This is a genomic window from Paenibacillus swuensis (assembly GCF_001644605.1).
Lineage (GTDB): Bacteria > Bacillota > Bacilli > Paenibacillales > DY6 > Paenibacillus_N > Paenibacillus_N swuensis.
In genome coordinates, this window is record NZ_CP011388.1 from 3,982,324 (window position 1) to 3,994,037 (window position 11,714).

The following is an 11,714-nucleotide window of genomic DNA, read 5'->3' on the forward strand; positions in this document are numbered from 1 at the left end:
CCCCCTACAAATTCATAAGATCATCCAACATATTGGAGATCGCTGATGCATCTGTCCATTCAGCACGGATGACAGCTCTTGCCAGTATCTCGCCTGATGCCTGGTCCTCCGCCCCGGGACGAATAATCCGGTAATTTAATTCATCCGTATTCCCCTGCGGCGCCGCCTCAAAGGCAATCCGTTCTGATCTGTCTTTAAGCTGCTCCAATACCCAATGGTGACCCTCTGAAGCATTCTTAGACTCGCCTAACCAGCGTATATTCGCCATCGACGCGAGTGATGCGGCTGCTTCAACGGGCCAATGTGTTTCCGCATATTTCTCAAGAAACGTTAAGGCTAGCATAGCTTGATCTTCCTTCACCCTTTCAGCTGTCCATCGTTGAACGGAAGTTATGGAATCCTCCATGGAAAGGTTTGATTTGGAGAACAAAGATTGCAGCAGAAGCGATGCCAAATGTTTTCTTGACCCCGCGGCACGGATATTCTCGCCATGAAACAGCGTCCCAAGGTATCGGGCTTCCACGGATAAGAGCGGTTTGACCTCTTCCAGATGCTTCATCCGATAAATAAGCGAATACAATAAGTCCTTGTCATGCACGGCGAAATATTGAAAGAGCGGGACCGTTAATTCATCGCTTAAACCTCTGCGGACAGCGTCTCCAAAAATTAAACAGCACCGGTCAATAATAAATTCCGTCGATTGAGACTGGTCGGAGCGCAACAAGCGTTGTTGTAAATTAACCGGATCAAGGCATAACACCCAGGCAAGATGAAGGAACTGATACTCCTTATCGGTAAATTCTTTAACAAAGCGTTGCCAATGACGCAGAATGACTTTGTTTCTCAACCATTCGCGATGTTCGGGTACAGGTAACCCGGCAAGCACAAGATCCGCAAAGAATACAGGGATTTCATGAGTAGCCATAAGTGTATCTTCAAAGCCTGAGGTGTGAAATACCGCTTCAAGACAGGCCGTTTGTATATTCATAGGAACAGACCGGGCGGCATCCGTATCCGATAACGATAATAAGGTAAGCAGCCCGGCCCACCATCTCCGTCTTCCTTCGGACACCTCATCTTCACCACGGTTCATGCCGCCCTTTGAGGCAACGGCGATAAACCAAGAGATAAAGCGTTCAGCCTCAACTTCTTGAGTCAAAAATTTGTCAATCACTTCGTGATAAGATGAGGAATGTTCATTAATATACCGAAGTAAACCGGGTGGAGTCTGTTGTTCTATAGAATTAGAATTGGGATTGTGCTTCGTAGGATGGATGGAATTCATGGTTTCCATTGCCGGCATGACATGCGACCGGGGGTCAGCCCAGCCTTTGTAATGAAGATAAGCTACCATCGGATGTTCCTTGTCAAAGTGCTTCTGCAGCAATTTGCGCGGCAATTCATCCGTTTTGCGCCTCCACTGCTCCGCAGCATTTTGTTTGCGGAAATCCTTCTCATCTTCAGGCAAATCCGTATCAGCATTTAAGGCATACAGCTGTGAGCGATATTCAACATTTAACTTTTCCTTTTCTCTATCCAACAGTTCAGTGAACCGGCCGAAAGCTGCAAGACTTTGTTCTACCCGCTGTTGAAGATCATTGATAGCCTGTTCGAAACGATCTGGTTTTTTAAGAAAGGATTGTAAATCATAAACCGCCGTTAACAGCAAGTCATCCTTGGTACCACGCTTCGGTTGCATATTAAACAGCGTCTCAAATAACAGTTGATGAAAGAACACTTCGTCAAAGGGCACGTAACTGTTTTTGAACATCCCGGGTGAACGCTGGAAGCCCACATCGGACCGCAACGTTTCTTCAGGCGGAAACAGAAGCCATTCCACAAGCATCATGGGGTTGGGCTCAGCTGCAATATAGGCTATTTTATCCTGAAAAGATGAGCTTCGGTAGGTTCCGGCAAATTTACGAAGCCAATCTGTGGTGAGATAGGTTTTCATTGGGTCTCCTCTTGCATTTCCAGATTCAATTGATCCGCCCGCTCGCGTACTTTGGCATATAAGGGATCCAGTACGTTACGAAGTCCTGCATCCTTGTTCCAAAAAACAGGGTAATCTTCGGCAAATGCCATTGGCGATCTCTGAGTTCGTGAGTCTGATTCAACGTCAACATGTGCGTCATTGCTATGTTTCTGGGGATTCTGATCCATTCCTGACTCTATCAATAAGCTGGCTCCGCGTTTGATGCGGAATGAACGCCACACCTCATTCATGTCCATTCCACGAAGATTTAACAGTTTCAACGGATCCCCTTCCAGTATATTTGCCGTCTCATAAAGCAATGCGGCGCTATGCTCACATGGCATGCCACCCGGCTTACAAGTACAAACAAAATCAAGATTGGAAGCCTCCGGGAGTAAGCGAATCGACTTTTCAGCCAATGCAACTTGTAAACCTGAAGGTATTTCGTTCATTAGTAGTTGAGCCTGCATCTCCGTATCGTTCCACAGCATACTTATCCATTGTTCTTGAGCAGCTGAGGAGTAATTCCACCCGGTTATCTGCGGCTGAAAAGGACGTGGCTTATCTCCGCGCACCTTGGCGGTAACAAACCCTGGTTTAAGGGAAAGTTGTTGAACCCTCTGCTCGGCGGCGAGGCGGCGACCTTGTTGAGCGAGTTTTGTGTCTTCCAGAGACTGAAGAATCCATGATTCCCATTCACTTATCCACGAGATCGTTTCATCCATGTTTCATCCTCCTCCACCAGCAATTCTTTACCTAAGGTAAACATTTCACGAAGTTGCTCTGTTGACAATTCCGTCAGCCATTGTTCACCTTTCCCGACAACATGCTCCGCTAATTGTTGTTTATTCTCAATCAGGGTATCGATTTTCTCTTCCAGTGTTCCCGATGTGATGAATTTATGCACTTGTACGTTACGCTGTTGTCCGATTCGATACGCGCGGTCAGTCGCTTGGTTTTCCACAGCTGGATTCCACCACCGGTCGTAGTGAAACACATGGTTGGCTCGTGTAAGGTTGATTCCGAAGCCACCGGTTTTCAACGACAGAATAAACAGTAACGGCGCCTCTTCGTCTTCTTGGAAGCGACGAATCATCTCATCCCGCTGTTTCTTGGATGCATCCCCTGTCATAAGCAACACTTCGGTACCGAAGTGTTCTTCTGTCATCACATGTAACAGGCGGGCCATCTGTGCGTATTGCGTAAACACCAGAGCCCGTTGTTTACGACCGAACACTTCCTCCAACATTTCCAATAATCGCAGCGATTTGCCCGAACGCGCAGGGTCGGGCTCCCCTTGACGCAAGAAATGGGCGGGATGGTTGCAGATTTGTTTGAGGTGTGTAATGGCGGCGAGTATAGCTCCCTTACGTTGAATGCCTTCCGAACTTTCCGCAAGCCGCAACACTTTCTGAACGGCCGCCTCATATAAATTCGCCTGCTCGCGTGTAAGCGGACAATACTCTTTGGATTCCAGTTTATCCGGTAAATCACGTATGATGCTTTCATCCGACTTCACCCGCCGCAATATAAACGGTCGGATCCGAAGTTGCAAAGCGGATGCTTTGCCCTCATCCCCCTCGCGTTCGATCGGAATCGCGAACTGCGATCTGAACTCTTCCTGCGGGCCTAGATAACCTGGATTCAAAAATTGCATAATGGACCATAATTCATTTAGTGTATTCTCAACAGGAGTACCGGTTAAAGCAATTCGGTGGCGCGCATGTAATGTACGTATGCTCCTTGTTTGTTTGGAGCCTGTATTTTTAATATTTTGAGCTTCATCTAAAGTTAACACATCCCAAGTGATGCTTTTTAATACAGCTTCATCCCGCAGTGCGGTGGCATAGGATGTGAGAATAATTGGCGTTGTTTGTGACTGCACACTTAAAGCATCGGCGTCCAGTCTGCCGCTGCCGTAGTGTAACCACGGCTTAAGGTCGGGAGCAAAGCGTTCCAGCTCCCGGCGCCAATTCTCCAGTACGGAGGTCGGCGCAATCAGCAGACAAGGCCCTTGCAATTCGCGATGCTCGTATAAACTTAGCATATAAGCGATCCATTGAATGGTTTTGCCTAGCCCCATGTCATCAGCCAAACAAGCCCCCATGCCATAATCCCGCATTGACAGAAGCCAACGGAAGCCCTGCGTCTGATAAGGGCGTAAGGTGCCCTTTAACCCTACTGGCTGATCTCTGGCCGGGAAGGGTTCTTTGCCTCGCAGCCGCGACAGCAGACGGCCGACTTCTCCTTCCGCGATGACACTGCGGACGGGCAGATCGGCAACGCGCGGAGACGCGAGCAGATGCGCATCCTGTTCTTGGTGCGCATCTGCGTCAGTAGCGAGCGCAAGCTGGACCGCTTCCGCGAAAGGCATCTGCCCTTCGCCGTCCGGACCGTAGCGGTCCAGAAACCGTTTCGCGAGCTCTGGCCGGAACGGCACCCAGCCGCCGCCGGCCCGCACCATCGGCGGGCGCTCCTCGATCAGCCGCCTCAGCTCCTCGCGGCTGATCACGTCTTCGCCTACCGCCAGCTCGCTGCGGTAGGACATCAGCGAGGCGAAGCCGAGCACGCCGGCAGCGGCGGATCGTCCGCCGGCGACGGTTACGGCGTCGGCGGGCGGATCGTCACCGCGGCTGGCGGCGGCGGTTTGCAAGCGCAGCTGCACGCCCCAGCGCGGGCGGCTGCGCCACCAGGCCGGCACGAGCACGGCCAGGCCAAGCCGCTGCAGCTGCGGCGCGGCCTCCTGGAGGAAGCTGTAGGCTTCCTCCAGGCTCAGCGGGCAGCCGGTGGGTGCCTGCTGAGCGAAGCTTGCGCGCAGCGGCGGGAACACCCGCGCCGCTGCGCCAAGCTGGGCAAGCAGCCGTTCCTGCGGCTGCTTGAAGCGGAAGCTGCGGATGACGAGTTCATCCGCAGCTTCACGCCAGACCGCCTCGGCGGGCACGAGCAGGGAGTCGTCTTCTTTCACCCGCAGGTGAAAGGAAAGACGCCAGCTCCCGGCGTGCTTCGCCGAGGGATCCTGTGCGGCTGTCGGCTCCTCCAGCCGCAGGCAGGTCGTGTACGCGTGCGGCTCTTGCGTGCGCTGCGCCGCTTGCGTCCACGACCTGACCTCGCCCGCGATCCATTCGAGAGCTCCCTCAGCCCGCGGAGCGGGGTCGGTGAGCAGCGAATGCATCCAATGCTCCGCGGGCGTCAACGGGACCGTGAACCGGGGATTCATCGCTTTCAGCGCTGATTGAGCCGTTTCACGGTCCGCTTGCGCGCGGATAAACAGATCCGCGCAAACCGCAACAAACGACCTCGCATCATGCAGCATGCGCTCAGCCAAAGCCGCATCATCTCTGAACGATTCGATCAGGTGATGTAACCGATACTGAAGCTCCGGCGAATCCAAGAGAACCTCCCAGACAGCACAATAGGCTATCGAACTTCCTGAACTTCCCGGATCCGCCAAATTTCCCGATTCCTCAAACCTCACAGAACTTTCCTTACTAGTCTCATAAATCGAGACAGTAGGCAGGAAAGATCCGTTGCTTAACGTCTGTAGCAGTAATTCAGCACAGCGTATCCACAGAGACATCATTTTACTTAGCCCTATGTGAAGCTCCGCGTCATAATCCCTTTCAAGTGTTAACAAATATGATAAAAATTCTTCGATATTTTTGGAGTCCGGTGTTAACTGGAGTAAAGATTGATCCTCCGCCGTTATTAAATGCGGACACACTGAAGCAGGAACAGCCTCCGCGATCCGTTTAAGCGTACTTGCTTGTTCACGGGTCCCATTGTCCGTTCCTTCTCCAGAGATGGTTATATTCAGTTGATAATAAGGCATTCCTTCGCGTTCCGCCCTTTGTGACCAAACGCCATCCATGAAAATCATGATGACTACCTCTCTCAACAGCTTTACAGATTTAGGTTATTCCTTCAGCATAACAAACCTTAGCCTTATAAACAACTTACAAGCCTCCTGCTCCTTCCTTTAAAATTCCATTTTAAATAGATATTGCGCTCCGGGAAGCCGAATCCGGTCCCCGTCTTTTAACAGATACTTTTTATTGGGTACCAATGCTTCTCCGTTAAGTTTACTGCCGTTGACCGAAGCTAAATCCCGCACTTCGTACTGCTGTTCTCCATATGTAATTTCCAGATGAAGCCTGGACGTTCCCATGGCCTGTTCAACATAATCCGCTTCTTCCTGTGCTCGGCCGATAATGAAGGATTCCTGTTCCAAAGGAATTTGTATTTTCTCCGTTCCTTTGCCAATAACCAAGACAGCAGGTTTTCTCGTTTGCGATTCCGGCGGATTTTCTAACATAGTCAATAGAACCGTCTGGTCCGGTTTAGGCAATAAGGCGGTTTTCATATGCAAATCAGCATAGTATTGTTCCATGGGAAGGTCTGTTGTATCCTCATGGATCAGCGATGTTATACCTGTCTCCGGTTCGGGCTCATTTACTGTTTTCCATAGCCACCCAGCAACCGACAACAGAAGGATTCCGGTGCCGATGTATGCCATGTTAGATCCAAAAATCCGCTGTATGCCTACCCAGAGTAACAAAGATAACAATGCCAAAATAAAAGAAAAGCGGATTTTCAGTTGAAGTGAGCTTAAAGGTTGTTGTTCCGCTTCGGTTGTTAACTCGGTTTCGGGAAGAAATGGTCGATACTGGTCAGTTGTAAGCTCAGAAGGCTGTTGTTGCAAGACCATTGCCAATCGTTCCCTTACTTCAGATAACTTGAATTCGGAATTCGTTAAATGATTCATCAAGCTCTGCATATCCTTGTTGTCGCGTACGACATCCCCTAAATACTTTTCGAATAGAAGTTTAATTTGATTGTGCGTTGTTGTATGTAAGGTGTTTGAAATTAACGGGAGACAAACAAACTTTGTATATTCCAAATTCTCATTTGTATAGATTAATTCATCATCCAATACATACTGGTCCGTTGAAAGAAGGTAAGAGGCATGTGCTTCTAATTGTCCTATCAATTTAATGAAGAAACGGATCTTTTCCTCCTGTGTCCTTTCCTTGATCTTCAATATAGAAGACAAGGGCTTCTCAGAACCGATCCGGTACAACCATTTGGTTTGTGAATTCCAGGTCTCTGTTGAAAAGGGGATTAACGTAGGTATTGCATGCTTCAGAATCATTTTGAAAGCGATCGGATCCACCTCTTCCGTACCTACAGGTAGAACCACTAGATATAATGTGTCCGACCTCTCATAATCGTAACGTATTCCGTGAACTGCCTTGTTCATGTCCCTCCTCCTTACATGAATGCATAATATAATGACGTAAGTCCTGCCGGAAATACGGCATACATAAATGGAAACTGCATGTATTGGTTTTCACTTCCGTTTCTCCAGCGGATCTTTACTTTGTCCGCCCACATGAGAGAAATCATTTGATAATAAATCTTGCTAATGCGGTATAACAGTTGTTTTTTGATAATAAAGAGAAGGATACCTATAAAAGCACCATAAATAATAGAATACATGAGGCACTCGATTACAAATAAAGTCCCGGTTATAGCACCGATGGCTCCAAATAATTTAACGTCTCCCGCACCGATGCCACCGAACGCGTAAAGCAGAACCAATAATCCGAATCCGGATGCCAAACCCGCGAATGAAAACAGAAATCCTTCCCATCCTGAAATCGTAGTGTGGTAAAGCAGACCCGCGGCTGCGCCTCCGACTGTTAAGGTATTCGGGATAATCATGCGCGTGGTATCTGTGATTAAAGCGATCAACATACACACACTCAGTAAAACAATAGAACCCGTATCCAACGAATCTCCTCCTATTCACCTACCCAAACCCGTTCATAGGCTTGGTCTCGCAATGTAATTTGCTTATGGAAGAAAGGGATGTTGAGCTTAAATGTATACTCTGCAACAATCCCGAAATCTGCATACTCCCGATTGCCGGGGATCGGAAAGGTAATCTTAACAATCCGTAATTGTTCTTTACGCAACTGCGTCGTTTGGGGTAAGGATTGGTTTGCAAAGCTCCTGAAGAGCGGTTGGAAAGAAGCAATCAATGCGTCTTCGATTCCCTCTTGGGCTTGGGTTTGAATTTTAGATTTGAAACGTTCAGCCCAAACGGCAAGATCCAATATGGCATCGGGTACCAGAAAACTAAAATCACCGAAAAGCGATTCCGCCTGCAATACCGCTTCCCTTGCTGATTTAACATGGTCTACCGTTTGCATAATCGTCTGACCCGCCCCGGTCGCTTTCGCGCCCTCCACCAGTAACTCAACAGGATACATATGTGCCGCAATGATCTTCGTCGTCTCGCTTGTTGCCGTATGCAACGCCAGTTGCGTAATGGACATTTGAATCATGGACGTCAACGCAATGACAAATGCCAGAAAGAAGGGCATCGTAACCGCTGCTTCCAAGGCAATACTTCCCTTGCTGCCCCGCCACATGCTGTTTCCTCCCTTTAATACGAATGCGCTGTCCTTGTAATCCATTCGTACTGATTTCCCCGAACCTTTCCATCTACCGCATTCCCCCATTTCATCAGGGAGATCATCCCTGGAATAAACCATAACCGCATTGAGGTTTTCATTTCCCCTTGCATATATAAAGTTGCCCGACGCAAATCCGTTCCTGTATTGAGTTGCAGCATGGCTTGCGTTCTGGACAACTGTGATGAAGTGTTCATGTTCATCCATAAGAATAATCTTAAATAGTCCTTATAACTCAGTTGAATCGTAGGCATCTTTGAAATAAGTTCTACTTCTTTCCCTTCCGTTAGTAACTTAAGATCCGCTGATGCTTTTGAAGCGCCCTCAGCCAAAGCTGATAAAAACAACAACCACGGCGTTAAAGCGGATCCAGCGGATTTGGGACTAAGTATAGCTTCGATAGTACGAACAGCGAGTCGAATCCCGTACATCTCACCGTAAGCCGCCGCCATGTTCGCATGGCAAGAAGGCAAGCCGTAAAGTATGTATTCAACTTCCTGTTTGCGAAGCGGATGTGATTGCGGATCCGACAAAACATTCGGTTTTGGCACCTTTCGCATATCAAAATCAATTGTACGGTAATTAAAATTTTGGAGTATATATTCGTTGGTGTACAGCGTGTCTCTTATCGTTTCAATGCCTTGCAGCGCGCGTGATAATATTCCTATGGAGTTCTTACCGGAGGTCTCTGGGGGAATGTCGAGCGGGTTTAACTTCGTCGGTTCAGTGGCTGGGGATCCATTACGATAACTTACAGCATAACCCTCAGGTCCTTCTAACTGCATGTATGAATTAACATCTTGCCAGTCACAGCCTGTTATGGCCATTTGATGCTTGGCATCGTTCATAGCTTGCTGGGCTTGTCCCACTGCTTCTTCCCGCTTGTGCTCTTCGTTTTCTGCGGCCGTAAGCCGGGGTCCTTCCGCGTCTTTTCGCAACTGGAATACAGAGCGAGCATGAAGGAGATGTGCGGAATGATCCACAGATGTTGAAACGCCTGTGACAGTCCTTGTATGGTAGTTGCTATATGCGGAAGAAATAGAAGCCATTTGACTTTTATACAGCGTGTAATAATCAGAACCCATTACAGTTATTGTATTTAATGAATCCTGTAAACCCTGATTCCCCTGGGTTGAACTTGTAACTTGCGGTTGATTCAAGGATTGGGTTGCTTCGGCCAACTTCACCGATAACTCCTCATCCTTGCGCAAAGCTAAATCCAGTTCATGCGCTATCTGTCGGGTTATAGCCAAGTTCATCTCGTGCTGCTGTTGTGATGAAGATTGAAGATTACTCTCAAGTTCGCTAATTGTAACTTTTAATTGCTGGATTTGCAGCATTCTCTTCTGTTCCTCCACAGGATTCCCAGTGTTTAACGTTGATGATTGTAATTGTAGTTCTGCTCTCTCTAGCTGAGCATAACGCTCCTCGTCTGTTGCCGCATATCTGAGATAGTCTGTTTCCCATGATTTCCATTTGGTAAAGGCTTGCTTTAAATGCAGATCCCTGAGCTTTACCAGTTTGTCAACCTCCGACGCGTATGTTACATATTGATCTGCCATCATCGCGGCATCAGGGAGACCTCTCCATTTGTCCAACAACTGGCGGGTATACTCAATGGGGGCCTTATACTTCATATCTTCTTGAATCTGATGTTGGATCGCTAAGGGATTAGCTAAACTATGCAAAGGTTGCAGACGGATACTGTTATCCACATATGAGGTATTCGTAAACTGAAACGCTGAGGCTGTCCGGTCAGGAAGATTGAGCTTTATGATCTTCTGCGCCATTAATACCCGGTCTTCTTCATTTATAGAGACGCCATACAGACCATACTGTTGCAATGATGAATCATAAGCGGAGAGCACGGAGTTCATAGATGCATACAGAGCATGTTCAGACTGTCTTTCAGCCACATAGATGCGTGTAAAATCAATTAGTAAAGTTGTGAACAAAAACAACACTCCGGTTATGACAATCAGGTAAATGGATATAGCCCCTCTTTGATCATTCGCTACATGCCGGATTGCTGACTTAACCATGCTTGACGATGATGATGCCCTTCTGCTCCAATGTTTTTTGCAGGGATTTGGATAATCCCCATTGCTCTTTGCCGTCTTTCTTGAATAAATGCCACACCACTCCCTTTACTTTCCCCGTAGCCATCAGCTCCAAATCCTTAGTCAACTGATCCCTTAAAGATCGGGTTGAGCTTTGGTAACCGATGTAAGCTTGATGGGCTACGCCATCGGAATCCAGCGCATCAATCATACGCCATTCGCCGGTCTGCTCTGTCGTAGCCGAAGATCCGCGACCTCCTACCGTATTCTGCAAAAATTGCTTTGCTTCACTATGAGTTCTGAAAGCCAAAGTCTGAGTTGAAGTTTGTACTGGTGTCGCGGTCTTAAATCGATTCAAGAGTAGTTGAAGTTGTGTACGACTCATATAATGCTGAATATAAGGCATATACGTTCTAACGAAATCCAAACTGCGTATAAATTCTGACGGCTCGACGATGGCAGCTTTAGCTTCGGCTTGCAGACCTGCTGTTCCCCATAATCCAGCCGACACAAGCGGCATCTGAAAAGGGCTCTGCAGCCTAACAGTAACATAACGGGTAAACATCTTATTGGAGTAAGCCATCTGACCATTCAATCCTTGCGGAAATTCGTTCAAGGCTTTGGCCATTTTCGTTTCCGGCAAACCCGATGACTCCATAACTCCCTCCCCGCCCACTTCAACTCTGGAAGGTTGATTGGGCCATAAGAAGTTGAATGTGTCCGAATTGCTGTCCTGAAGACTTCGCCAGTATAACCCGTCTGCCTGTCCAAGCGAATAATGTCCTGTGTTATAGCTGCGAAAGCTGTTGTTCCAATGGTTAGCTGTTCGCTGAGCTGCTTGGTTGACAATGACGGTCATGGCGCTCTTCTGGTAAATGAAAACGGAAGTGAAAATTAAACTCAGCGTAAGGAGCAAAACGACCGGAAATACGAGAGAAGCTTCGACTGTTAACGCCCCTTGGTTACCTTGAATAATTTTACGCACAATTACTTTGGAGGCGTCAAAAGCGTGCCGTCTACCGTATCGGTGTTGTTGATAAGCTGTTCATTAGCTTGTCCCAGCAGCTTTTCAAACCATCCGATAATCCATTTGCGAAATGCTACTGCAAGAATGAGGATAACCGCAATGATCATAATGATTTCTAACGTTCCCAAACCTTCTTCTTCCTTCCATAACGCTTTAACTCTGTTCATCCATTTCAT

At 47.9% G+C, this 11,714-nt stretch carries 9 protein-coding genes; all 9 read right to left on the bottom strand.

Annotated elements, in window-relative coordinates; genetic code table 11:
- Positions 1-4: 4 nt before the first annotated feature.
- The gene (locus tag SY83_RS17800; protein WP_068608974.1) at positions 5-1,954 is read right to left on the bottom strand and encodes a hypothetical protein; all 1,950 of its coding nucleotides are present in this window, start codon (positions 1,952-1,954) and stop codon (positions 5-7) included.
- Positions 1,951-2,700 carry an SWIM zinc finger family protein gene (locus SY83_RS17805; RefSeq protein WP_068608976.1) on the bottom strand — a complete coding sequence of 250 codons (750 nt, stop codon included), beginning with the start codon at positions 2,698-2,700 and terminating at the stop codon, positions 1,951-1,953. The genes SY83_RS17800 and SY83_RS17805 overlap by 4 nt, the downstream gene beginning before the upstream one ends.
- Positions 2,676-5,852: a DEAD/DEAH box helicase gene (locus SY83_RS17810; RefSeq protein WP_068608978.1), complete on the bottom strand. Its 3,177-nt coding sequence runs from the start codon at positions 5,850-5,852 to the stop codon at positions 2,676-2,678. Before SY83_RS17810 ends, SY83_RS17805 begins: the two co-directional genes overlap by 25 nt.
- Positions 5,853-5,951: 99 nt before the next feature.
- Positions 5,952-7,232 (bottom strand): DUF6382 domain-containing protein, encoded by a 1,281-nt coding sequence (locus SY83_RS17815; RefSeq protein ID WP_068608980.1) that lies wholly within the window; start codon positions 7,230-7,232, stop codon positions 5,952-5,954.
- 11 nt (positions 7,233-7,243) lie between these two features.
- On the bottom strand, positions 7,244-7,765 hold the full coding sequence (locus tag SY83_RS17820; RefSeq protein ID WP_082882598.1) for an A24 family peptidase: 522 nt from the start codon (positions 7,763-7,765) through the stop codon (positions 7,244-7,246).
- A gap of 11 nt (positions 7,766-7,776) precedes the next feature.
- Entirely contained in the window at positions 7,777-8,454 is a 678-nt protein-coding gene (locus SY83_RS17825) for a hypothetical protein (protein ID WP_157279881.1), read from the bottom strand.
- Positions 8,424-10,493 carry a hypothetical protein gene (locus SY83_RS17830; RefSeq protein WP_068608984.1) on the bottom strand — a complete coding sequence of 690 codons (2,070 nt, stop codon included), beginning with the start codon at positions 10,491-10,493 and terminating at the stop codon, positions 8,424-8,426. The genes SY83_RS17825 and SY83_RS17830 overlap by 31 nt, the downstream gene beginning before the upstream one ends.
- The gene (locus tag SY83_RS17835) at positions 10,486-11,496 is read right to left on the bottom strand and encodes a TadE family protein (protein WP_068608986.1); all 1,011 of its coding nucleotides are present in this window, start codon (positions 11,494-11,496) and stop codon (positions 10,486-10,488) included. Before SY83_RS17835 ends, SY83_RS17830 begins: the two co-directional genes overlap by 8 nt.
- Before the next feature lie 2 nt (positions 11,497-11,498).
- On the bottom strand, positions 11,499-11,714 hold the full coding sequence (locus SY83_RS17840; protein ID WP_068608988.1) for a Flp1 family type IVb pilin: 216 nt from the start codon (positions 11,712-11,714) through the stop codon (positions 11,499-11,501).